Here is a 24,564-nt window from a genome sequence, read left to right as displayed (position 1 = left end):
TCGGGGAAAAATGAGTAACTTTGCAGTCTAAAAATAAAATATTGAATAGGAGCGTGAAAATAAAACAGGTAGTTGATGCCCTTGAACATTACGCGCCTCTGCCCTTGCAGGAAGGATATGATAATGCCGGCCTGCAAGTTGGATTGACAGAGGCGGTAGAAATGTCAGGGGCATTGTTGTGTCTTGACGTTACTGAAGCCGTGGTTGAAGAGGCCATCCAGAAGGGCTGTAACCTCATCGTGAGCCATCATCCGCTGATATTCCGCAAACTGGCGAGAATCTCGGACGAGAACTACGTGCAGCGTACCGTGCGCAAGGCGATTAAGAATGATATTACCATCGTGGCGATGCATACCAACATGGATGCGGCTGCGGGCGGCGTGAACTTCAAGATTGCCGAGAAACTGGGACTGCGAAACGTGCAGTTCTTTGCAGGCGAGAAGGAAGTGGACGGCGTGAAGGGCGGCGAGGGCGTCATCGGAGAGGTGGCTGAGGACCTGGCAGCCGACGACTTGGTGCTGATGCTCAAGGAGCGGTTTGGCGTGGAGTGCGTGCAGTGCAACCAGTTGCTTCGACGTCCTATCAGGAAGGTGGCTCTCTGCGGTGGAGCAGGTGCTTTCTTGCTCGACGCAGCCATCAAGGCTGGTGCCGATGCCTTCATCACGGGCGAGATGAGCTATCACGAGTATTTCGGCCACGAGCAGGAGATTCAGATCTGCGTCATCGGCCACTATCAGAGTGAGCAGTTTACGGGCGAAATCTTCCGCAGCATCATTCAGGAGAATTTCCCTGATGCCAAATGCTGCATCTCGGAGATAAATACGAATCCGATATTGTATTTATAGGTTGGAAGGGCGCAAGCCTCATTCAACATTCAACATTTAACATTCAACATTAAAAAAAATAAAGTTATGGCAAAGAAAGATCCTACAGATTTGACAGTGGAAGAGAAGTTGAAGGCTCTCTATCAGCTTCAGACCACCTTGTCTGCAATTGATGAAAAGCGTGCGTTGAGAGGTGAGTTGCCTCTCGAAGTTCAGGATTTGGAAGACGATATTGCTGGTCTTACCACCCGTATCGAGAAAATCCAGACCGATATTGAGCAGTTTGACCGCGCCATCGATCAGAAGCAGCATGAGATTGAGGAGGCTCAGGCTAGCGTGGAGCGTTATAAGAAGCAGCTCGAAATGGTTAGCAATAACCGCGAGTATGATACTTTGAGCAAGGAAATCGAGTTCCAGGAGCTGGAAATCGAACTTTGCAGCAAGAAAATCCGCGAGGCGCAGCAGACAATCAACGAGCGCCTGTACGACCTTCACAAGGCTGAGGACCAGAAGGCAGACCGCGAGAAGGGTCTGGTAATGAAGCGTTCTGAGCTTGAGTCTATCATGGCTGAAACCCGTGAGGAAGAGGAGAATTTGAAGGAGAAGGCATTCGAACTCGAGAAGAAGATTGAGCCACGTTTGCTCCAGAGCTTCAAGCGCATCCGTAATGGTGCCCGCAACGGTTTGGGTATCGTTTACGTGCAGCGTGACGCATGTGGCGGTTGCTTCAACAAGATTCCACCTCAGCGCCAGCTCGATATCAAGATGCACAAGAAGATTATCCCTTGTGAGTATTGTGGCCGTATCCTCATCGACCCAGAATTGGCTGGTGTTAAGATTGAGTCTCCTAAGACTGAGGAGAAGCCAAAGCGCAAGCGCGCTATCCGCAGAAGAAAGACTGAGGGTGAGGATTAATCTTCCTCCTCTCTCCGCTCTTTTCGGATGATAATCTTCTGATAAAGATACGATAAGATACAATAAAGGCTCGTCAAAATTGCTTGGCGAGCCTTTATTTTTTTTCGTTTTCAGGCAGCTAGGACAATCAGTCTTAACTCCTTTAATCCTAATCTGGAACTTTTAATCCTAATCTGGAACCTAGAGTCCTCTAGCCTTGTAAATGCGGTCTTTGGCGTCGTTGATTTCCTGAAATTTCTTCTCGGCTGCACGGCGCACATCTTCGCCTAGGGCTGCTACCTTGTCAGGATGATGCTTGAGCGCCATCTTGCGGTAAGCGGCCTTCACCTCATCGTTTGATGCATCCGGACTGATACCCAGAACACGGTAGGCATCATCCAGGCTGCCTGCTGAAGAAGCCCCGCTCTCCAGGTTCAGCATCTGGTCTACATCCTCGGCAGAAAGACCCATGTGGATGGCCATCTCCTTGAGTGCCTGAATCTCCTGAGAATTCACAACTCCATCGGCCTGGGCTATCATGACGAGGAAATTGAGCAACTGCAGGCGCTGTTCATACATCATGTTGGCACGTATCTGATGACAGCTGTCCTGTATCACCGAACGGTACTGCTGCATGCCCATCTGCTTCTGCTGTTCGAAGAGTTTGAGGAGGATTTCCTCGCCCTGCTGCTTGGCTGCCTCGCCGAAATTCTGACGCAGGAAGCGGCGCACCATCTCCATCTCGGAATGCATGATCTTGCCATCTGCATTGATGATGTAGGAGCTGAGCACCAGCAGCGAGAACATGAAGGAGTTTCGCTCTCCCTCATAGCTCTGCTGGCGGCTGTAGCCCTGGTTTCCGAAGCCCTGGCGGCCGCTGTGCTGCTGGTCGCTGTAGGCATCGTAGGCGTTGTTGTAATGGTGGTCGCCGTCGCGGTTTACCGCATCCAGTCCGTGCTCAAAGAGGGAACCGAGGGCATAGCCTGCCAGAGCTCCCAGCGGACCGGCTGTGATGAAACCGAGCACACCACCAATCCATTTACCTGCTGCCATCTTTTAGTTGTTGAAATAGTAGAGGAAAGAAGCGATGCCTGAGAGGGCTGGCTTGCGCTGACCTTCTATTTCGATGTCAAACTTGATGCTGGTCTTGCAGATGCCACGGATGTTCTGGATGTCGTGGAGAGTGGCTACCAGGCGCACGCGTGAACCGGTGATGACTGGCTGACCGAACTTCATCTTGTCCATGCCGTAGTTTACGAGCATCTTGAGGTTGTTTACCTCGATAATCTGCTGCCAGAGGTATGGGAGTACTGAGAGGGTGAGGTAACCGTGAGCAATGGTGCTGTGGTAAGGGCTCTCTACCTTGGCGCGCTCTACGTCTACGTGGATCCACTGTGGGTCGAGTGTAGCGTCTGCGAACTTGTTGATACGGTCCTGGTCAATCTGCAACCAGTCTGATTCTCCTAACTTCTCACCGAGGTGAGATGCAAATTCCTCGTAGGAATTGATTACTAATTTTGCCATTTCTTATTTTTCTCTTTATTATAAATATTATTGTTTTCCTATTTTCCGTCTTCAGCTTTCAGCTTTCAACTGTTAACTTTTAACTATTAACTTTCAGTTCAGATCAGTCTCTTCTGAAAATATCGCGGGTGTAAACCTTTTCTTCCACATCATCCAGACACTTGTCATACCGGTTGGCGATGATGGCCTGGCTCTGCTGCTTGAAGGCATCCAGGTTGTTTACGATGCGGCTTCCGAAGAAGGTGGTTCCGTCTTTTAGCGTAGGTTCGTAGATGATAACCTGCGCGCCCTTTGCCTTGATGCGTTTCATCACACCCTGTATGCTGCTCTGGCGGAAGTTGTCGCTGTTGCTCTTCATCGTGAGGCGGTATACGCCGATGGTGCAAGGCTTCTCTTCCTCCTCGCTGAAGTTGTTCTGGTTGGCATAATCGTAGTAGCCAGCCATGTTCAGCACGCGGTCGGCGATGAAATCCTTGCGGGTGCGGTTGCTCTCCACAATCGCCTGAATCAGGTTCTCAGGCACATCGGCGTAGTTGGCGAGCAGCTGCTTGGTATCTTTCGGCAGACAGTAGCCGCCGTATCCGAAGGAAGGATTGTTGTAGAAGGTTCCGATGCGAGGGTCCAGACCCACTCCGTCGATAATCGCCTTGGTGTCGAGGCCCTTCATTTCGGCGTAGGTATCCAACTCGTTGAAGTAGCTCACGCGCAGGGCGAGGTAGGTGTTGGCGAAGAGTTTCACGGCTTCTGCCTCGGTAAGTCCCATGAACAGGGTTTCTATGTCTTGCTTGATGGCTCCCTCTTTCAGCAGTTCTGCAAAGGTGTGGGCTGCCTGGTCCAGTCGCTCGTCATCATTCGGTCTGCCCACGATGATGCGGCTCGGGTAGAGGTTGTCGTAGAGAGCCTTGCTCTCGCGCAGGAATTCAGGAGCGAAGATGATGTTCTTGCTGCCTGTCTTCTGGCGGATGCTTTCGGTGTAGCCTACCGGAATGGTGCTCTTGATGACCATGATGGCATCGGGATTCACCTGCATTACCAGGCGGATGACTTCTTCTACGTGCGAGGTATCGAAGTAGTTTTTCACCGGATCATAGTTGGTTGGTGTGGCAATCACTACGAAGTCGGCATCCTTATAGGCTTCTTCTCCATCGGTTGTGGCTTTGAGGTTGAGTTCCTTTTCAGCCAGATATTTCTCTATGTATTCGTCCTGGATAGGCGAGCGGCGCGAGTTGATGAGCTCCACCTTTTCGGGGATCACGTCTACTGCCACCACCTCATGATGCTGGCTGAGCAGGGTAGCGATGCTCAGGCCTACATATCCTGTTCCGGCTACGGCGATTTTTATCTTTTTATTCTCCATTTCTTTCTGTTCTTTTAAGATAGGCTGCCTGCGGGCAGTTTTTATACCTTAATATATATATATTATCTGCAAAGATAATGCAAAAGGAGGAGACTACAAAATGAAAATGGGTTTTTTATTAAAAAATAACGCGGAAAAGAGGATGGGAGAGAAAGAAGCGACCCAAAAAGGAAGAGAAAGGAGTGCTCAAAAAGGGAGAGGAAAAGGAGGCAGAAAAAGGGAGAGGAAAAGAAGGCAGAAAAAGGCCTTCAAAATTCGCGAATTCTAAAACGGATGGCCGGTTGGGCGGAAATTCGCAAATTTTGAAGGCTGGGGAAAGCTCTGTTTAAAAACTTCCGGACTATCCCCGACGCTCTCATAATGTCAATAAATCGGAATAATCGGGAATAGTCTCTAAAAATACATATTTTTTACTTTCATAATCCATCTTGCAGATGTAATGCTCCAGCCCGTTGCTCACCACCAGGAAGTCGACATGGAGCAGGAGATTGTAGACCGAAATCTGGTCGAACACTTTCTGTGTGATGGGGATGTGAGGGGCTTTGTACTCGATGATCATGCGGGGCTGCAGCTCACGGGAGTAGAGCACACTGTCGGCGCGCAGCACCTTGTCGCCACATTTCAGCTGGATTTCGTTGGCGAGCAGAGAGGCAGGATACCCCTTGTGCTCGATGAGAAAATGAACGAAATGCTGGCGCACCCACTCTTCGGGAGTGAGCGTGATGAACTTCCGGCGCAGCACATCCAGTATCTGGGGATGCTGTTTTGAGCCCGAAACCTTGATGTCGAAAGATGGCAAATTTAAGCGAATCATTTTTCTGTACCTTATTATATATATGGTTATATTTCTTTCTTTTCTGTTTTCGATATGGTTTCTTTTCTTCTTTTAACCATACCTCATTTTCAAAAACTACCTCTTTTATATAGGCAGTTCAATTTATTTTTTGTAACTTTGCAGTCGAAGTGCAGCTGAAAACTGCACCTCAGAAAACTGCGAACCTGGAGGCGGAGCAAATGCTTGTCCGCACCCCCGGAGTTTGCTGGGTGCAAAGTTACAAAAAATAATCCAATGGTAGAAAAGAAAAGTGCAATAAGTTACGAGTCAATCATGAAAGATTTGAAGGCTCGGAAGTATTCTCCCGTCTATGTTCTGATGGGCGAGGAACCTTTTTATATAGATAAGATCTGCGACTACATTTCAGAAAATGTGCTCCAGCCCGAGGAGCGTGACTTCAATCAGACGGTGGTTTTCGGAGCTGATGTTACGGGGGCGCAAGTGGCAGATTTGTGCAAGGGCTACCCGATGATGGCGGAGTATAGAGTGGTGGTTGTGAAAGAGGCTCAGAATTTGCGGAATTTGGAAGCGCTCGAGAAGTACCTCGAAAATCCGGTAAAAACAACCATCCTTGTTTTCTGTCATAAAAACGGCAAGCTCGACAGTCGTAAAAAGTTTTCTGCCCTCGCTGCCAAGGCGGGTGTGGTTTTTGAAAGCAAGAAACTCTACGACCGAAATCTGCCGGGCTTCATCGAGACTTATCTCAAGACCCGCAAGGCAACCATTGAACCCAAAGCTACCCAGATGGTGGCTGATCATGTGGGAGCAGATTTGCACCGACTCACTTCCGAGCTCGACAAACTGCTCATTTCTCTTCCTGAGAACGACCGGCGTGTTACTCCGGAGATTGTGGAGCGAGAAATAGGGGTGAGCAAAGACTTCAATGCCTTCGAGCTGAGAAGTGCCATCATCAGCCGCGATGTGTTCAAGGCAAATCAGATAATAAATTATTTTGACAGCAATCCGAAGAGTGGTTCTCTCTTCATGCTTCTCCCGATGCTCTTTACTTATTTCCAAAACCTGATGATTGCTTATTATGCACCCAACAGGCAGAACGAAAATGAGCTCGCAAAATTCCTGGATTTGCGCGGAGCTTGGGCGGCGCGCGAATATATTACAGGAATGAGGAACTATACGGGCGTGAAAGTGATGGCGATTATTGAGAAGTTTAAGGAGGTGGATGCGAAGATAAAGGGACTGGATAATCCATCCACTCCGGTGGGTGAACTGATGAAAGAACTCATCTTTTTTATCCTTCACTGATGCTGAAGAGCGAGGTGGGGGAGAGTAGGCGAGCTCCTGCTGAGAGTTTTCTCTCGGCAGGAGCTCGTTTCCGTTTTCGGCCTTCTTTGCCGCCTGTTTCCAGAAAGTAGCCAACTAGCGTTTAGCATTATAAATTTGCCCAAAATAGGTGATTTTCGGCTCTTTTTAGGGCGCTTTCCTGGGCTCATTTTGGGCGATTTTTGGGCAAAAATGGGGGATTTAAGCGATTTTTCGAGCTAGATGCCCATTTTCCTGTTTCGCCTGAAAATAGACTTAACTTTATTGGTTATCAGTAACTTACATAAATTAACCCTATTCATTACTCGCGAATTTGCCCGTTTCCTTGCCGATGGGCTGGAATACGCTAGAAATGGAAAAATTAGCCATTTCCTGTTGTCTGAAATCGGTCGTTTGCATTTGTTAAGGTTTATATTTCCTAAGTTTATATTTTTAAATTCATAAATCAAAACGGGTGATTTTAATTTATAAACATAAATGCAAGAAAACTAAATACACGAATTTATGTTTTATATTTATAAAAATAAAGGTAAAATAGGGTATTTATGGTTATGAATGAATAAATATTCATACTATATTTTGAATTTGTAAGTAGTGGAAACTCAGTTAGTTATGTATTTTAGTTGTTTTATAAACCATAGATTTTTACATAGGTGTTGGGTAAACATTGCATAAACCGCTCTATATGCCTTTATTTAGGCAGTTTATGGTATGAATAACCAGTGATTTAGCCTAAATCTATAAAGAAAAGGTTCGTCATATATTTTGATTGATAGGTTTATATTTATAAAACTAAACCTAAAAACCGAACACTGGAGTGAGTAGAATTCAAATTTATAAACAGAAACCTAAAGTTTAAAAATCTAAATTTATTCAGAAATGTTTGGTTATTCTAAATTTTTGCTTTATCTTTGTAAAATCAACCGAAAAAGGGCCTAAAAGTGGCTTGTTCGGAAATAAAACATCGTATCAGTAGAAAAATGAACGCTAAAATTTTTAGAGCATGAAAGATAGAATCAGACAGCTGATGGAGGACCAGCACCTCACTCAGCAAAACTTCGCTCAGATGATCGGAATCTCGACCGCTACGCTGAGCAATATTTTCAACGGGAAGACCAATCCATCGCTTAGCATTGTGGATGGCATCCATAAGAGTTTTCCTCAGGTAAACGTTTATTGGGTACTCTACGGTACTCCTCCTATGTATCAGAACCAGGCTTCCCAGGGTGGCAGCGAAGAGGGTGCTGCAGACATGTATCAGGGCATTACGGATGGAGCAGCCGGTGGTGCTGAGGGGATGAAGCAGGGCAGTCAGCCTTCTGGAGCCGCCTCTGCCGAGCCTATGCTCGATTTTGGAGCCGAAGGAGCCACAGCCTCCCCTACTTCTCCTTCGCTCTTTGACCAGCCTCAAATGCAGGGTGTAAATCGTACACCTAAAAATATCGCCCAAGCGGCGGTAAAATATGTAGACAAACCGCAAAGAAAGATTACCGAAATCCGTATTTTCTACGATGATCAGACCTGGGAAACTTTCGTTCCTAAGAAATAAAGTAGGGATTGGAGAACCCTAAAACAAACACATAGGAGCGGCGATAAAGAAAAAATATCTCTTTTCTTTTCGTAAATTCGGATTTTTGATGTACCTTTGCATCGTAGAAACGTAGGTGGGCGTAACCGGAAGCTACGCGTACCTATTATAATATACGTACATTATATAATAAGCATATTAAAAATTAGCAATAAGATGAAAAAATATGTTCTCGACCTCAAGGTGGTTTCTGTAGAGGCGCTTAGCGATAAGCATGTTTTGATTAAGCTTACCGATGAGAAACCTTTGCCTGAAATCTTGCCTGGCCAATTCGTAGAAGTAAGAGTAGACCATTCGCCTACTACCATGCTTCGCCGTCCTATCTCCATCAATTTCGTGGATCGTGAAAATAATCAGCTCTGGCTGCTTGTAGCAATGGTGGGCGACGGTACCCGTCAGCTCGGACAGCTCAAGGAGGGCGATGTGCTCAACTGTATGCTGCCTCTCGGCAACGGCTTCACCATGCCTACCGAGAAGAGCCAGAAATATCTGCTCGTAGGTGGTGGCGTAGGTGTGGCTCCGCTCCTCTATTTCGGAAAACTCATCAAGGATTTCGGAGCTGATGTTACCTTCCTTCTGGGTGCACGCAAGGCTACGGATCTGCTCGAACTGGATGAGTTTGCCAAGATCGGAAAGGTATGCATCACTACCGAGGATGGTTCGGCTGGCGAGGTAGGTTTCGTTACCAACCACTCTGTTCTGGAGAACGAGAAGTTTGATATGATTTCTACCTGCGGACCTAAGCCGATGATGGTGAGCGTGGCTCGCTTTGCCAAGAAGGCTGGCGTGGAGTGTGAGGTTTCTCTCGAGAACAAGATGGCGTGCGGCGTGGGCGCCTGCCTCTGCTGCGTAGAGAAAACTACCGAGGGTAACCAGTGCGTCTGCAAGGATGGACCTGTCATCAACATCAAGAAACTTACTTGGGAAATTTAAGTGAAGAGTGGAAAGTGAAGAACGAAGAGTGAAGAATTCGTTTGGAAATGAAGAACGAAGAGTGAAGAACGAAGAATTCTCTTGCCTTTGTTTGTAAAACATTTTTAAGTAAAAACAGAAGATTATGGCTGATTTAAGTGTAAAGATAAAGGATTTGGAGTTGAAGAACCCTGTGATGACTGCATCGGGTACTTTCGGCTACGGATTGGAATTTGCCGATTTCGTTCCTCTGGAGGAGATTGGCGGTATTATCGTGAAGGGCACTACCCTGGAACCGCGCGAGGGAAACGACTATCCGCGTATGGCTGAAACGCCTCAGGGCATGCTCAACTGCGTAGGTTTGCAGAACAAGGGTGTGGAGTATTTCTGCTCTCACATTTATCCTCAGATCAAGGACATTGATACCAATATGATTGTCAACGTGAGCGGACATTCGCCTGAGAGTTATGCTGAGTGTGCGGCGCGCATTAACGAGCTGGATAAGATTCCGGCTATAGAGCTGAACATCTCCTGTCCTAACGTGAAGGATGGCGGCATGGCCTTCGGTGTAACCTGCGAGGGTGCAGCCAGCGTGGTGAAGGCGGTGAGAAAGGTTTATAAGAAGACCCTCATCGTGAAGCTTTCGCCTAATGTTACCAGCATTGCCGACATCGCCCGTGCCGTGGAGGCTGAGGGTGCCGATTCTGTTTCGCTCATCAACACGCTGATGGGTATGGCGGTGGACATTGAGAAGCGCCAGCCTCTCTTGAGCATCCGCACGGGTGGTTTGAGTGGTCCTTGCGTTAAGCCTGTTGCCCTGCGCATGGTTTGGGATGTGGCTCATGCCGTAAACATTCCGGTTGTTGGTCTGGGCGGCATTTCTTCTGCCAAGGATGCCATTGAGTTCCTGATGTGCGGTGCTACGGCCATTGAGATTGGTACGGCCAACTTCATTGATCCTGCGGTTACGAAGAAGGTGAAGGATGGAATCAACGAGTGGCTTGATGCTCACGGATGCAAGAGTGTGACTGAGATTATCGGGGCCATCAAGTAATAATAATAAGGTTATGGATTTGAATCAGATAAACCCTGTTCAGTTGCTTGCTACGCTGACGCAGCAGATTGTAGAGCAGGAGAAAGAATTGGCAGAACAGAAGGATTCTGCGGAACACTCGTCTGTAAAAGCCTCTCTGAGCGAGAACCTCCTGAAGCGCGGCAATCTGCTGATGCAGATGGGCGACAAGGATGGTGCCGGAAAGGACATGAAGCGCTACCTGGAGCTGAACCCGGAGAAAGTAGGGGAGCTGACAGGAGAATTCAAGGCTGAAGGCAGAGAACATTGCAGATAAAGGAAGGGGCTTGCCTCACGGATTCCGGTGTTGCGTCTCTCCCTAGCGCCTAGCTTTTGAGTACATTTTTCTGCATTTTTCCGTATTCTGATGATAAAAATCGGGCGAAAATATGTTTTTTAGCATAAAATATAAGGAAAATGAAGAAAAATATATCAAATTGTTTGGCAATATCAAAGAAAAATGTTACTTTTGCAGTCGAGTTGAGATTTTAGCAAGTCGAAACTCGGAAATCTGAGCACTGCCTGCTCCTTATATAATAAAGGAGAAACGGGCTCGGAAAGAACAAAAGTGAGTAACATATAAAATGTAAAGACAATGAAGAAGTTTAACGCATTCTTTTTTAGCTATTACTTTTACTTTGCAAATAATTGTAAAGCGGGAAGTTGCGTGTAAATTTCAACTTAGGATATTAGATTCTTGAAATCATCGAAACGGTCCCGCTCTTATTGAGTAGGACCGTTTTTCGTAACATTAGACAAGATAAAAGAAACATGAAGAGAATAGCAATTCAAGGAGAGCTGGGATCTTTCCACGACATTACCGCCCACCAGTATTTCGAGGGCGAACAGATTGAAATCATCTGTTGTGCTACCTTCGAAGAGGTGTTCGAAAACATCAAGCGCGACCCTACTGTAGTAGGCATCTGCGCCATTGAAAACACCATTGCGGGCAGCCTGCTCCACAATTACGAACTGCTCCGGCAGAGCGGAACCACCGTGGTAGGCGAACACAAGCTCCATATAGAGCACAGCATCTGCTGTCTGCCAGAAGACGACTGGAGCACCCTGCAGGAGGTTCACTCCCATCCGGTAGCCCTCATGCAGTGCGGCAAGTTCCTAGCCAACCATCCCGACCTCAAGGCGGTGGAGGCAGAAGATACCGCAGGCTCGGCAGCTTACATTGCCCAGCACAAGGTAAGGGGATGGGCGGCCATCTGCTCTTCTTACGCCGCCCACATGTACGGCATGAAGGTGCTGCAGGAAGACATCCACGACAATCCGCACAACTACACCCGATTCCTCGTGGTCTGCAATCCGCAGAAGGCAGCCCTGCTCCGTCCCATCGAAAAGGCCAACAAGGCGAGCATCGTCTTCAGTCTGGCTCACGATAAGGGATCGCTCTCCAAGGTGCTCACCATCCTGAGTTTCTACGACATCAATCTCACCAAGATCCAGTCGCTGCCAAACATCGGACATGAGTGGGAATACCTCTTCTACGTAGACCTCACCTTCGACAACCTGACCCGATACCGCCAGAGCATCGACGCCATTACGCCGCTCGTGAAGAAAATAAAGGTGTTGGGCGAATATGAGGAGAAGGAGTAAATTAAGTGAAGAGTGAAGAACGACGAGTGAAGAATTCGCCAGTTCGGAGGGTGAAAGCCCATTTATACATTATTAATTATAAATTATTCATTGAAAATTATGATACAACCAGCCAATAGAGTAACGGAAATACAGGAATACTACTTCAGCCGCAAGCTGAAGGAAGTGGCTAAGCTTAATGCCGAGGGCAAAGACATCATCAGTCTGGCCATCGGAAGTCCAGACATGCCGCCTTCTAAGCAGACCATTGACAAGCTCTGCGAGGTAGCCAACAATCCAAACGCACACGGATATCAGCCTACGGTGGGCATACCAGAGTTGCGCAAAGCAATGGCTGGTTTCTACAAGCGCTGGTATGATGTAGACCTCGACTGGGCTACAGAAATCCAGCCCCTCATAGGTAGCAAGGAAGGCATTCTGCACGTAACGCTCGCCTTCTGCAACCCTGGCGATGAGGTGCTTATCCCGAATCCGGGATACCCTACCTATACCGCCATCAACAAGATTCTGGGTACCAAGATTACCTACTACGATCTGAGAGAGGATAACGGATGGCAGCCCGATTTCGACGCCCTGGAGAAGATGGACCTGAGCCACGTAAAACTGATGTGGACCAACTATCCTAACATGCCGACAGGCGGTGTGGCAAAGCGCGAAACTTACGAAAAGCTGGTGGCATTCGCCCAGAAGCACAACATCGTGGTGGTGAACGACAACCCATATTCGCTCATCCTCAACGAGCACCCTATGAGCATCATGCAGGTGCCGGGAGCTAAGGACTGCTGCATCGAGTTCAATTCCCTGAGCAAGAGCCACAACATGCCAGGCTGGCGTGTGGCGATGATTTCGAGCAACAAGACTTTCATCTCATGGATTCTGAAGGTGAAGAGCAACATCGACAACGGAAGCTTCCGAGGCATACAGCTGGCAGCTGCCGAAGCGATGTTGAACAACACGGATGAATGGCACCGCGAGAACAACATCCAGAACTACCGCCGCCGCCGTGACATTGCTGAGGAGATCATGAAGGTGCTCGACTGCCAGTTTGACCCTAACCAGGTAGGCATGTTCCTCTGGGGCAAGATACCTGAGAAATATGCTGATGTAGAAGACCTGACAGAGAAGATTCTGCATGAGGCTCGCGTCTTTATCACCCCTGGCTTCATCTTCGGAACCAACGGCAAGCGTTACATCCGTATCAGCCTCTGTGCCAAGGATGAGAAGATGAAAGAGGCCCTGGAAAGAATCAAGAAGGTTTTTGAAAAGTAAAAAAGTAAAAAAATAAAAATATACGACTATGGAATTAGAATTAGAACCATTGAATTTTCCTAGTGATCAGGAACGCCCTTGCGTCATTGCCGGCCCTTGCTCGGCAGAGACAGAAGAGCAGGTTATGACTACCGCTAAGCAGTTGGCTGCCAAAGGTTGCCACATGTTCCGCGCAGGTGTGTGGAAGCCACGCACCAAACCGGGAGGCTTCGAGGGTAACGGCGAGAAGGCCTTGCCTTGGATGAAGCAGGTAAAGGAAGAAACAGGCATGCTGACAGCTACTGAGGTGGCTACCCCAGAGCATGTAGAGCTCGCACTGAAATATGGAATCGACATTCTGTGGGTAGGCGCACGTACATCTGCCAACCCATTCGCCATGCAGGCACTTGCCGACAGTCTTCAGGGCGTAGACGTGCCTGTGCTCGTTAAAAACCCGGTAAACCCAGACCTCGAGCTCTGGATCGGTGCCCTGCAGCGCATCAACCAGGCAGGCATCAAGAAACTCGGTGCCATCCACCGCGGATTCTCCAGCTTCGACAAGAAGATTTACCGCAACCTTCCTATGTGGCAGATTCCTATCGAGTTGCACCGCCGCATACCACAGTTGCCAATCATCTGCGACCCTAGCCACATCGGCGGCCGACGCGACCTCATCGCTCCTCTCTGCCAGCAGGCAATGGACTTAGGTTTCGACGGCCTCATCGTTGAGAGCCACTGCAGCCCAGACGATGCATGGAGCGATGCCAAGCAGCAGGTTACCCCAGAGGTGCTGGATTACATCCTCAGCCTCCTCGTAGTGCGCGATGAGCATTATTCTACAGAGGGTCTGCACCAGCTGCGCGGTCAGATTGACGAGTGCGACAACCAGCTGATGGATCTCCTGGCTAAGCGTATGCGCGTTTGCCGCGAGATTGGTACCTACAAGAAGGAGCACAACATGACCATCGTTCAGACCAGCCGTTACAACGAGATTCTCGACAAGCGTGGAGCCCAGGCAGCCCTCTGCGGCATGAGCCCTGAGTTTGCCGCTCAGATTTTCGAGCACATCCATGAGGAGAGTGTCCGCCAGCAATTGGAAATTCTGAACCAGAAGTAAAGGATACTGGCGATGAGAATATTGATTATGGGAGCAGGTAAGATGGGAAGTTTCTTCATCGACCTGCTCAGTTTCGACCACGAGGTGGCGGTTTACGAGAAGGATGCCAAGCGACTGCGCTTCACCTACAACTGTTACCGCTTCACCAAGATGGAAGAAATAGAGATGTTCCGCCCCGAACTGGTTATCAATGCGGTGACGGTAAAATATACGCTGCCAGCCTTCGAAGAGGTGTTGCCACATCTCTCTCACGACTGCATTATCAGCGACATAGCTTCGGTAAAGACCGGGCTGCAGGAGTTTTACGAGAAGAGCGGTTTCCGCTTCGTGAGCACGCACCCTATGTTCGGCCCGACTTTTGCCAATCTGAACCAGCTTTCAGAGGAGAATGCAGTCATCATCAAGGAGGGTGACTACATGGGCAAGATATTCTTCAAGGACCTCTACCAGAAGTTGGGGTTGAGTCTGCATGAGTATACATTTGATGAGCACGACCAGACGGTGGCCTACTCGCTGAGTATTCCTTTCGTGAGCACCTTTGCTTTTGCGGCAGTGATGAAACACCAGGATGCTCCGGGCACCACCTTCAAGCGCCACATGCAGATAGCTAAGGGCGTGCTCAACGAAGATGATTACCTGCTGCAGGAAATCCTCTTCAACCCATACACATCGGGTCAGGTGGCACAGATCAGAGAGGAGCTTGCTGAGCTCATCGACATCATTGACCACAAGGATGCGAAGCGTATGAAACTCTTCCTCACCAAGATACGTAATCATGTGAAGGAAGATATTGAGATTAAAGAAAAATAAAATTGTTTTTTCTGAGAGGGCAACCTTAACAATTGCCCTCTCCTCCGTATATTTGCAAGTTTTGCATGTGAATGTAGAACCTTCATAAAAGTATTTATTTTAAGGCCTTGCATGTGAATGTAGGGCTTTATTTTTGTAGATAATAAGGAAAAAAGCGGGAAAAATGAAAATATGTAAGGAGGATGGGCAATTTATGAAATATTATTTGTACCTTTGCACCCACAAATCAAAGGATAGATTGTAGAATCAATAAAACAGGAGAGCAGTTCTATTATGAGTGAACAGAAAGAAATGAAAAATATGAAGAATGCTGCAGAGGCACAGACCGCTGGGCAGAATACAACAGAAACAATAGTGAAGCAGACGGAAACTGCCGATGCTGCAAAACAGAATGATGCAGCTGAACAGCAGGCGGATGCTGCAGCCTTCCAGGTCGTGAACGAGGGCTTTTCAACCCACGAAGCCATTGAAGAGGCAAAACGCTGCCTACACTGCAAGATTCCGCAGTGCAAGAAGGGATGCCCGATTGGTAACGACATTCCTGATTTCGTACACGAACTCTCTATGGGTAACATGGGTGCGGCGATGAGCATCATCAATGCCAAGAGCAACCTGCCGGCTATCTGCGGCCGTGTATGCCCTCATGAGAAACAGTGTCAGGGCAACTGCGTGCTCGGAAAGAAAGGCAAACCGGTACAGATCGGCAAACTGGAGCAGTTTATTGCCGATTTTGATACCAAGATGAACCTTTCGCGCGAGATGTTGCCACAGAAAACACGTGGCCGCGTGGCAGTCATCGGTTCGGGTCCAGCGGGCTTGACCGTAGCCGGCGATCTGGCGCGTCAGGGCTTCAACGTCACCATTTTCGAGGGCCAGGCTGAGCCGGGAGGCGTGTTGATGTATGGTATTCCTGAGTATCGCTTGCCTAAGTCGGTAGTGCGCGATGAGGTGGCTAAGATTGCTGCCCTCGGCGTGCAGTTTATCACCAACTGCATGGTGGGCGAGAACAATGTAACCATCGACAGTCTGTTCCGTGCAGGCTACGACGCCATCTTTATGGGCACAGGTACAAACGTGCCTCAGAACATGGACTCTACACCGGGTTCCAAGCTCCACGGTGTGAGCCAGAGTACATACTTTCTGCATAACGTGAATGCCTATAACGAAGGTGCTTTGACCCGCGACATGGTTCCGCTGCGCGACGGCGAGAAGGTGGGTGTCATTGGCGGCGGAAACGTGGCCATGGATGCTGCCCGTACTGCTATCCGACTGGGTGCCGACGTTACCGTGCTGTACCGTAAGACCCAGGAAGAGATGCCTGCCATCAAGAGCGAATATGAAGATGCGGTGAAGGAAGGCGTGAAATTTGAGTGGAAAACTACCGTTGAGGCCTTCCTGAAGGGCAAAAACGGCCGTCTGGGAAGCTGTGTGCTGAACACTCCTGAAGGCGAAAGGGTAGAAAAATTCGACAGAATCTATCTCGCCATCGGTTCAAGACCGGCCAACCGTATCGTTTCTACCACTGCCGGAATCGAGGTGGATGAGAAGGGATATGTTAAAGTTGTTGAACGTCCGTTCGGTATGACCACCCGTCGCGGTGTGTTCGCCGGAGGTGATGTGGTACACCGTCCGCAGACTGTAGTTTTGGCGATGAAGGCTGCCAAGGAGGTGGCTCAGGGCATCGCCCAATATGTAGATGCCATCAAGCTTCTTGAAGAGGCTAAGAGAATCGAGCAACGTGGAATAGTAGAATAATGAAATGAACTCAATAGAATTAAGTGAATTATTTCTGCAGTAACGGAACTGCTTTTACTGGGATTTGTCACTAGGCTCGGCAGATGTGCTGACTGCAGTCGGCAGACCTGCTGACTAGGCTCGGCAGAGCTGCTGAGCCTAGTGGTAATATCTGGGAAACTATGTGTTTTGACTAAAAAGACTATATGCAAGAACTCTAAAGGCTATATGCTTTTACTTATAAAAATATTTCTTAGTTTGAAAACACCATATCTTTCCTTTGAATGATACTATATACCTTTGAATGATACTCTATAAATAAACCAACTGTTATAGACGCTTAATTTTTTTACATTACTCTTTAAATGAACTTAAACTTCTTGGGAAATTTAATGAAGTATCAGATTTAATCATTACTTTTGTATCAGATTCATATTAAGAAGAAGTAATTTGTCTGGTACAAAGAAAAGATATAAATCAGAGAAAAAGCATGAAGCGTATCATATTGGTTTTAACAGTATTGCTTGCCATGTTAGGGCAGGTAGCCTATGCGCAGAAAACGTGTGTCATCGCATCGGCAGAAAATCATGTGCCTATTCGTGAAGCACTTATTCATACCAATAACAATCATTGGGCAAGAACAGATTATCGGGGCTATTGGACGATGCGCTATCAGTTTGATTCAGCAACCGTATCGAAACCTGGTTTTATGAAGGCAACTATCTGGTACAAGGAACTGCCGGATACTCTGTTTCTCTTGCCGGATGCCAAACAATTAGGCGAAGTGACAGTTTGGGGCAAGAATCAGGAAGGCATCAAAAACATGGAAGAGGATATTCAGGAGAAGATAAACTCTTTGCCAACTTCATCTGCTGGCATTGGTTTTGATGCTTTCGGATGGATGGATAAACAGGGAAAACGTGATAAGAAGCATCTGCAACAGGCTAAAAAGGTATTTGAAAAAATGGAACATAAGGATCCTGTGGTAGCTGCTTATGAAAAAGCAACGGGGAAAAAGTATGAATTGACTAATCCGTATGATGTCTCGGCTTTTAAGAAAGATCCTCCTTCTGAAATGGCTACAGAAGAGAAAAAAGCAACTTCTGATGCTGAATCAAAATCGAAAAAGAAGGAGAATCCTGAAAAATAAGCACAAGAGTAAACTGAAGAAATGAACTCGGGAAAGGCAGAGCGACAGCTATTTTAGCCGACGGGATAAAAAAAAGCATAAACAAGTTGGCTTTCTCGAAAAAAAGTCGTATCTTTGTAGCCAAAAATATAAAGAAAGAAAAATGTTTGAAAATTTAAGTGATAGACTGGAACGCTCGTTCAAAATCTTGAAGGGCGAGGGAAAAATTACAGAAATCAACGTGGCGGAAACCATGAAGGATGTGCGCCGTGCACTCCTCGACGCCGACGTAAACTATAAAGTGGCTAAGGAATTCACCAACAAGGTGAAGGAGAAAGCACTCGGCATGAATGTACTTACTGCCGTAAAGCCGGGACAGTTGATGATCAAGTTGGTGCACGATGAACTGGAAGAACTCATGGGCGGCGAAGAAGCCCCATTGAAGCTCGAAAGTCATCCGGCCGTCATCCTCATGAGCGGTCTGCAGGGTTCGGGTAAGACTACCTTCAGCGGCAAGCTTGCCAACATGCTCAAGACCAAGAAAGGCAAGAAGCCATTGCTCGTGGCCTGCGACGTTTACCGTCCGGCAGCTATCCAGCAGCTCCATGTAGTGGGTGAGCAGGTGGGTGTTCCGGTATACAGCGAGCCTGAGAACAAGGATGTGCTCAGTATCGCCGACCATGCCATCCAGCAGGCTAAGACTAACGGCAACGATGTGGTAATCGTCGATACAGCCGGACGTCTCGCCATTGATGAGCAGATGATGAACGAGATCAGCAATCTCAAGAATCATCTCCGTCCAGACGAAACCCTCTTCGTGGTTGACTCCATGACCGGTCAGGATGCCGTAAACACAGCCAAGGAATTCAACGACCGCCTCGACTTCAACGGCGTTGTTCTCACCAAGCTCGATGGTGATACCCGCGGTGGTGCTGCCCTCAGTATCCGTACCGTGGTAACCAAGCCAATCAAGTTTATAGGTACCGGCGAGAAGATGGACGCCATTGACGTGTTCCACCCAGCTCGTATGGCAGACCGAATCCTCGGCATGGGTGACGTGGTATCTCTCGTAGAGCGCGCACAGGAGCAGTTCGACCTGGAAGAGGCCAAGAAACTGGAGAAGAAAATCAGAAAGAACCAGTTTGACTTCAACGATTTCTACAACCAGATTCAGCAGATTAAGAAGATGGGTAACATCAAGGATCTGGCAGCGATGATTCCGGGCGTGGGCAAGGCTATCCGCGACGTAGACATCCCAGAGGATGCATTCAAGGGCGTAGAGGCCATTATCCAGAGTATGACTCCTAAGGAGCGCACCAATCCGGCCATCCTCAACACGTCACGCCGCCAGCGCATCGCTAAGGGTTCGGGCACCAACATCCAGGAGGTGAACAAACTCATTAAGCAGTTTGACCAGACCCGCAAGATGATGCAGATGATGACCGGCAACAAAATGGCGCAGATGATGAGCCGCATGAAGGGTATGCCAGGCATGCCTAAGATGCCGGGAATGTAAGAAAAGTATAAACGTTAAACTAAAGAAAAATGCAGCTTATAGACGGAAAGGCGACGGCAGCCGCCATCAAGGAACAGATAGCCCAGGAGGTGGCACAGATTGTAGCCGCCGGTGGCAAGCAGCCACACCTGGCAGCCGTGCTCGTAGGGCACGACGGAGGCAGTGAAACCTATGTGAAGAACAAGGTGCTGGCCTGCGAGAAGTGTGGATTTAAGTCGACCCTCATCCGTTATGAGGAGGATGTTACCGAAGAAGAGCTCCTGCAGTGTGTAGACAAGCTGAACCAGGATGATGATGTTGACGGATTCATCGTTCAGCTTCCTCTGCCTAAGCACATCGATGAGCAGAAGGTGACTATGGCAATAGATTACCGCAAGGATGTAGACGGATTCCACCCGGTAAATGTGGGCAGAATGTCGCTCGGCATGCCTTGTTTCATCTCTGCCACTCCGCTCGGTATCCTCACCCTGCTGCAGCATTACAATATTGAGACCAGTGGCAAGAAATGCGTCATTCTGGGCAGAAGCAACATCGTAGGCAAACCAATGGCTCAGCTGATGATGCAGAAGCAGTATGGCGATGCTACCGTCACCGTATGCCACTCCCATTCCAAGAATTTGAAGAAAGAGTGTCAGGAGGCAGATATCATCATCGCAGCCATAGGCCGTCCTGATTTCGTGACAGCCGATATGGTGAAGCCGGGAGCCGTAGTCATTGATGTGGGTACCACCCGCGTGCCTGATGCTACGAAGAAGAGCGGTTTCCGCCTAAACGGTGATGTGAAATTCGACGAGGTGGCAGAGAAGTGTTCCTTCATCACTCCTGTTCCGGGAGGCGTTGGTCCGATGACCATCTGTTCGCTGATGAAGAATACGCTGGCTGCCGGCAAGAAGGAATATTACAGCTAGAAAGAAGATAATTATTTCAGAAAGAAGCAGTGCTTAAGTCACTGCATACTTGATTTTTTATAACTCTCTAATTTGTGGGGCAGGGTGCAGGGATGCACTCTGCCTTTTTATCAAGCCGAGAGAAAGAGTGTAAAACAGACACAAATAATATTAATCTAAAAATATAGAAACATGGTAAAACTAAAGTACGTATTTACGTCGGCGCTGCTCGTGGCAGCTGCCAGTGCCAGTCAGGCTGTCAGCAGACAGCAGATGCAGAAGCAAGTAGACAAGGATGCCCCTGCATACACCATACAGGGCAAGGACTCCATCTGTCAGATATTCATCTATTCGCCAGCACCCAACCAGAGGTTGCATCTGGCTTATTTCACCGACGATGAGCGTTGGGTGGATGTAGGACAGCTCTGCGCCAGCGACTACGGTCCGTGGGGAGCTGAAAAGAAGATGTATAACCCCTTCGTGGTAAAAGCCAACGACGGCACATGGCGCGCACTCTGGAGCGTGAACCAGCATGCACCGCAGTTTGCCGTAGCCTATTCAGAAGACCTCATCACCTGGCGCCCGCAGGATTATCCCATCATCCGCGAAAAAGGCGTGAAGGATGTGGCTGCCTATCAGATGGATGACGGCAACTTCGACATCTATCTCAAGACATCCAAGGGCAAGCGATACGTACAGGCAAGCAACGATTTCCGTACCTTCAAGGAAGATACGCTGGAAGCTTCTGCCGACGAGATACTCTGGCAGCGCGACACCGCAACCATCGGCGGAAAACTCTTCCATGGCTGCGATTTCGAGGTGCCGGCAGTGCATCTCAACTACATCCGTTCCTGGTTCCACGCCCTCTCTGAAGAGGCAAAACTCAACGCCCAGCCGATGCCGAAGACCGATGCCGACCTCGCAGCTTATGCCAAGGTAAACCACATCGACCTGCCGGAAGATTCGGAAATCCCTGCCAACCTCAGTATCAATCCGCAGAAATCCCACCGCATCTCCAATAAGCTGATGGGTATCTTCTTCGAAGACATCAGCCGCGCTGCCGACGGAGGACTCTCTGCAGAAATGTTGCAGAACGGCGACTTCGAGTATAACATGGAAGACCACCGCCGCCAGTGGAACGCCACCACGGCATGGGTGGGGGTAGAGAAAGAGGGCATCGCCACCGAAAATGGGGTGAGCCAGAACAATACCCATTACGCCGTTCTGGGCGCTACACCTATTTATAATATAGGTTGGGACGGCATCGCCATACGTCGCGGAACTGCCGTTGAGGGCAAGGAGGGTAAGCATCAGCCAGCCATCTACGAGGTGAGCCTGCACGCCCGCTGCATTGATGCCAAGAAGAAAAACCTCACCCTGGCGCTCGTAAACCAGGAGGGATTGCCGGTATGCCAGACCAAGATTAAGGTGCAGGGCGCAGACTGGAAGGAATATAAGGCGCAGCTCATCGTGACCGATAAATATGAGGGCGAACTCGCCAGTGAAGCCACCACCAAGGAGGGCAAGCTGGGCAAGAACATCCGGTTCGCCATTCTGCCTAAGGGCGAGCAGAAAGTGGCGGTAGATTTGGTAAGTCTCAAACCACAAGATACTTACAAGGGTCATGGACTGCGTAAAGACCTTGCCGAGGCCATTGCCGACCTGAAGCCTCGCTTCGTGCGCTTCCCGGGCGGCTGCATGCTCCACGGTCAGGGGCTCAAGAACATTTACCACTGGAAGGAGAGCGTGGGGCCGCAGAAAGATCGCAAGCCAGCCTACAACATCTGGGGATACCATCAGACCCGCCAGCTGGGTTTCTATGAGTATTTCCAGTGGTGCGAGGATATGGGAGCCGAGCCGCTGCCTGTATTGGCGGCAGGTGTTCCTTGTCAGAACTCTGTGGCAGATGAGCGCGGAGTGGCTGGTCAGCAGGGCGGAATCCCGATGAGCGAGATGCAACAGTATATTCAGGACGTGCTAGACCTGGTAGAATGGGCGAATGGCGACCCTGCCACCTCTAAGTGGGCTAAGATGAGAGCCGATGCGGGTCATCCGGCTCCGTTCAACCTCAAGATGATAGGCATCGGCAACGAAGACCTCATCTCTACCGATTTCGAGCAGCGCTACCTGATGATCTGCAAGGCAGTGAAGCAGAAGTATCCTCAGCTCGAGGTGGTAGGTACCGTAGGTCCGTTCCACTTCCCGTCTTCCGATTATATTGAGGGTTGGAAGATTGCCCGCGAAAACAAGCGCTGGATTGATGCCGTAGACGAGCATTATTATGAGCAGCCGGGCTGGTTCCTGAACCATCAGGATTATTACGACCATTACGACCGCAAGGCTCCTAAGGTTTATCTGGGCGAATATGCATCTCGCGGTACCAATGCGGTAGACAATGCGCTGGCTGAGGGCATCCACCTCTGCAATGTGGAGCGCAACGGCGATGTGGTAGAAATGACATCCTATGCTCCTCTCTTGTGTAAGGACGGATACAGCAACTGGCAGCCGGACATGATTTACTTTGATAATAATAATGTACGCGCGAGCGAGAGCTACAAGATTCAGAAGATGTTCGGTCAGCATGCCGGTGACCTCTACATCTCATCCGTGCTCAGTCTGCCGGATGCGCTGAAGAAATATGTGGGCACCAGTGTGGTGAAGGATTCTAAATCGGGCAAAACCTGGCTTAAAGTGGTGAATGCCTTGCCTCGCACGCTGAAACTCTCGGTTTCTGGCTTGGGCAACAAGCAGGTAACCATCGCAGGCAGAAGCGCTCAGGTTTTCGAACTTTAGCTTTCTTCAGAAGATGTTTTCTGATAGAAACGGATAGAACCAATAATGGCTCAGATTATTCATTTTGAGTAAAATAGAATGGAGAAATAGGATATTAAAATGTTCTTTTTCTCCATTTTTTATGTTTTACAGCATAAAATATGGCCAAAAATTTGGTAGTTAATAATTTTTTTTATTATTTTGCACCCTGAAAATGAAGTTTTAAGTAATTTATATAAAATCAAATTTTAGAGAGAAAATGAAAAAGTTAGTATTAATGTTTGCTGCTGCCGTAATGGCAGTATCTGCATCTGCTCAGACTACACAGGAGAGCAAGTTCTTTGACAATTGGTATCTTGGTGTAAACGTTGGAGCTGCTACAAAGACTACTCACAATGCATGGTTCAAGAACGTAAATCCTTCAGTAGGTGTACGTCTCGGAAAGTGGTTTACTCCAGTTTGGGGTGCTGCTGTAGAGGCTGACCTCTATGCTCGTAACCGCAACCTGCCTTTTACACATAAGACTTTGGTTCGTGGTGCAAGCGGTAAGTTCATCGGTACTATCAATGCAACAAACCTCTTCTTGGGTTACAAGGGTGAGCCACGTAAATTCGAAATCATCCCATTGGCAGGCATCGGTGGTTACCACTCTTTCAACCTTCATAATGGCAACCTCAATGCCCTCACAGCTAACGCAGGTGTTGACTTCGCATTCAACCTTGGCGCAAACAAGGCTTGGCAGGTATATGTAGAGCCATCTATGAATTGGTTCCTTCACGACAACAAGAGTGCTTGCAATGGTTGCCAGTTTGATGTTAACAAGTCTGCTTTCCAGGTTAAGGTGGGTGTTAACTACAAGTTCAAGGGTTCTAACAACTCTCACAACTTCACTATCGTAACTCCACGCGACCAGAACGAGATTGATGGTTTGAATGGTCAGATCAACAACCTCCGCAACGACTTGAATAGCAAGGATTCTGAACTCGCAGCTAAGGACAAGCAGATCAAGGATCTCCAGAATGCGCTCAATGAGTGCCAGAAGGCTCCTAAGTATGTAAAGCCAGCTACTGCTACCAATTTGCAGCCAACAGTATTGTTTACTGTAGGTAAGTCAAAAGTAGAGCGTAGCCAGATGCCAAACATCGAGATGATTGCTCAGTATATGAAGAATCATCCAAATGCTAAGGTTGAAATTAAGGGTTATGCATCTCCAGAGGGTTCTAAGGAACTTAACCAGAAACTTTCTGAGGCTCGTGCCAATGCTGTAAAGAACATTCTCGTTAAGACTTACAAGATTAGCGCAAATCGTCTTCAGGCTAAGGGTATGGGTGCTACTGACAAGCTCTTCAAGCAGGTTGAGTTCAACCGTGTTGCTACATTCAATGATAACAATGCAGCTGAATAAAGAAATAAGTAGTTTCAGATATTTGGTCTTGTGACCAGGTCCTCCTAAACTTCG

General features: G+C 48.3%; 22 protein-coding genes. 18 read left to right on the top strand and 4 right to left on the bottom strand.

The window, feature by feature from the left end:
- Window positions 1–53 precede the first annotated feature (53 nt).
- Together ONT18_RS07250 and ONT18_RS07245 are read left to right on the top strand one after the other, a co-directional pair.
- On the top strand, window positions 54–845 hold the full coding sequence (locus ONT18_RS07250; RefSeq protein ID WP_200758269.1) for a Nif3-like dinuclear metal center hexameric protein: 792 nt from the start codon (window positions 54–56) through the stop codon (window positions 843–845).
- Between the two features lie 66 nt (window positions 846–911).
- Window positions 912–1,739: a zinc ribbon domain-containing protein gene (locus ONT18_RS07245; protein WP_117692214.1), complete on the top strand. Its 828-nt coding sequence runs from the start codon at window positions 912–914 to the stop codon at window positions 1,737–1,739.
- A 180-nt stretch (window positions 1,740–1,919) separates the two neighbouring features.
- On the opposite strand, the gene ONT18_RS07240 is transcribed toward ONT18_RS07245, so the two are convergent.
- The 3 genes from ONT18_RS07240 to ONT18_RS07230 all read right to left on the bottom strand — a co-directional run bounded on the left by ONT18_RS07240 (window position 1,920) and on the right by ONT18_RS07230 (window position 4,599).
- Window positions 1,920–2,771, bottom strand: coding sequence for a TerB family tellurite resistance protein (locus ONT18_RS07240; RefSeq protein ID WP_264904705.1), 852 nt, complete (start codon window positions 2,769–2,771; stop codon window positions 1,920–1,922).
- Window positions 2,772–2,774: 3 nt separating this feature from the next.
- Window positions 2,775–3,242 (bottom strand): MaoC family dehydratase, encoded by a 468-nt coding sequence (locus ONT18_RS07235; RefSeq protein WP_006847353.1) that lies wholly within the window; start codon window positions 3,240–3,242, stop codon window positions 2,775–2,777.
- Between the two features lie 103 nt (window positions 3,243–3,345).
- Window positions 3,346–4,599, bottom strand: coding sequence for a nucleotide sugar dehydrogenase (locus tag ONT18_RS07230; RefSeq protein WP_301331980.1), 1,254 nt, complete (start codon window positions 4,597–4,599; stop codon window positions 3,346–3,348).
- A gap of 142 nt (window positions 4,600–4,741) precedes the next feature.
- Here ONT18_RS07230 and ONT18_RS07225 point away from each other — a divergent pair, with 142 nt between their 5' ends.
- Window positions 4,742–4,867: a hypothetical protein gene (locus ONT18_RS07225; protein WP_262884369.1), complete on the top strand. Its 126-nt coding sequence runs from the start codon at window positions 4,742–4,744 to the stop codon at window positions 4,865–4,867.
- An 87-nt stretch (window positions 4,868–4,954) separates the two neighbouring features.
- Here the strand turns inward: ONT18_RS07225 and ONT18_RS07220 are convergent, their stop codons facing one another.
- Entirely contained in the window at window positions 4,955–5,413 is a 459-nt protein-coding gene (locus tag ONT18_RS07220) for a type I restriction enzyme HsdR N-terminal domain-containing protein (protein ID WP_022120899.1), read from the bottom strand.
- A gap of 255 nt (window positions 5,414–5,668) precedes the next feature.
- Between ONT18_RS07220 and holA the strand changes: the two genes are divergently transcribed.
- The 15 genes from holA to ONT18_RS07145 all read left to right on the top strand — a co-directional run bounded on the left by holA (window position 5,669) and on the right by ONT18_RS07145 (window position 24,510).
- Window positions 5,669–6,697 (top strand): DNA polymerase III subunit delta, encoded by a 1,029-nt coding sequence (gene holA, locus ONT18_RS07215; protein ID WP_264904701.1) that lies wholly within the window; start codon window positions 5,669–5,671, stop codon window positions 6,695–6,697.
- A 1,021-nt stretch (window positions 6,698–7,718) separates the two neighbouring features.
- Entirely contained in the window at window positions 7,719–8,264 is a 546-nt protein-coding gene (locus ONT18_RS07210) for a helix-turn-helix domain-containing protein (protein WP_153081214.1), read from the top strand.
- Window positions 8,265–8,459: 195 nt separating this feature from the next.
- Window positions 8,460–9,236: a dihydroorotate dehydrogenase electron transfer subunit gene (locus ONT18_RS07205; RefSeq protein WP_117692222.1), complete on the top strand. Its 777-nt coding sequence runs from the start codon at window positions 8,460–8,462 to the stop codon at window positions 9,234–9,236.
- Window positions 9,237–9,360: 124 nt separating this feature from the next.
- Window positions 9,361–10,269: a dihydroorotate dehydrogenase gene (locus ONT18_RS07200; protein WP_117692223.1), complete on the top strand. Its 909-nt coding sequence runs from the start codon at window positions 9,361–9,363 to the stop codon at window positions 10,267–10,269.
- Between the two features lie 13 nt (window positions 10,270–10,282).
- Window positions 10,283–10,564: a hypothetical protein gene (locus ONT18_RS07195; protein WP_264904698.1), complete on the top strand. Its 282-nt coding sequence runs from the start codon at window positions 10,283–10,285 to the stop codon at window positions 10,562–10,564.
- A gap of 494 nt (window positions 10,565–11,058) precedes the next feature.
- Complete coding sequence (locus tag ONT18_RS07190; RefSeq protein ID WP_006847366.1) at window positions 11,059–11,892, top strand: prephenate dehydratase; 834 nt, start codon at window positions 11,059–11,061, stop codon at window positions 11,890–11,892.
- A gap of 99 nt (window positions 11,893–11,991) precedes the next feature.
- Window positions 11,992–13,161 carry a pyridoxal phosphate-dependent aminotransferase gene (locus ONT18_RS07185; RefSeq protein WP_022120892.1) on the top strand — a complete coding sequence of 390 codons (1,170 nt, stop codon included), beginning with the start codon at window positions 11,992–11,994 and terminating at the stop codon, window positions 13,159–13,161.
- 28 nt (window positions 13,162–13,189) lie between these two features.
- Window positions 13,190–14,257 (top strand): bifunctional 3-deoxy-7-phosphoheptulonate synthase/chorismate mutase type II, encoded by a 1,068-nt coding sequence (locus ONT18_RS07180; protein WP_118065221.1) that lies wholly within the window; start codon window positions 13,190–13,192, stop codon window positions 14,255–14,257.
- A 12-nt stretch (window positions 14,258–14,269) separates the two neighbouring features.
- A complete protein-coding gene (locus ONT18_RS07175; protein ID WP_022120890.1) occupies window positions 14,270–15,067 on the top strand; it encodes a prephenate dehydrogenase/arogenate dehydrogenase family protein in 798 nt (265 codons plus the stop codon).
- A gap of 291 nt (window positions 15,068–15,358) precedes the next feature.
- Complete coding sequence (locus tag ONT18_RS07170) at window positions 15,359–16,822, top strand: NAD(P)-dependent oxidoreductase (protein ID WP_264904694.1); 1,464 nt, start codon at window positions 15,359–15,361, stop codon at window positions 16,820–16,822.
- A gap of 469 nt (window positions 16,823–17,291) precedes the next feature.
- Window positions 17,292–17,951, top strand: a complete 660-nt coding sequence (locus ONT18_RS07165; protein ID WP_264904692.1) for a hypothetical protein — start codon at window positions 17,292–17,294, stop codon at window positions 17,949–17,951.
- A 142-nt stretch (window positions 17,952–18,093) separates the two neighbouring features.
- Window positions 18,094–19,446, top strand: coding sequence for a signal recognition particle protein (ffh, locus tag ONT18_RS07160; protein ID WP_006847372.1), 1,353 nt, complete (start codon window positions 18,094–18,096; stop codon window positions 19,444–19,446).
- Window positions 19,447–19,475: 29 nt separating this feature from the next.
- Window positions 19,476–20,354, top strand: a complete 879-nt coding sequence (gene folD, locus ONT18_RS07155) for a bifunctional methylenetetrahydrofolate dehydrogenase/methenyltetrahydrofolate cyclohydrolase FolD (protein WP_119237758.1) — start codon at window positions 19,476–19,478, stop codon at window positions 20,352–20,354.
- A 171-nt stretch (window positions 20,355–20,525) separates the two neighbouring features.
- Window positions 20,526–23,126, top strand: a complete 2,601-nt coding sequence (locus ONT18_RS07150) for an alpha-L-arabinofuranosidase C-terminal domain-containing protein (protein WP_264904689.1) — start codon at window positions 20,526–20,528, stop codon at window positions 23,124–23,126.
- A gap of 238 nt (window positions 23,127–23,364) precedes the next feature.
- Window positions 23,365–24,510: an OmpA family protein gene (locus ONT18_RS07145; protein ID WP_117728068.1), complete on the top strand. Its 1,146-nt coding sequence runs from the start codon at window positions 23,365–23,367 to the stop codon at window positions 24,508–24,510.
- The last annotated feature ends 54 nt before the right edge of the window (window positions 24,511–24,564 follow it).

Source organism: Segatella copri (genome assembly GCF_026015295.1).
Classification (GTDB): domain Bacteria; phylum Bacteroidota; class Bacteroidia; order Bacteroidales; family Bacteroidaceae; genus Prevotella; species Prevotella copri_C.
Note: the sequence above shows the minus strand (reverse complement) of the source record. Positions and strands in the feature narration are given on the sequence as shown.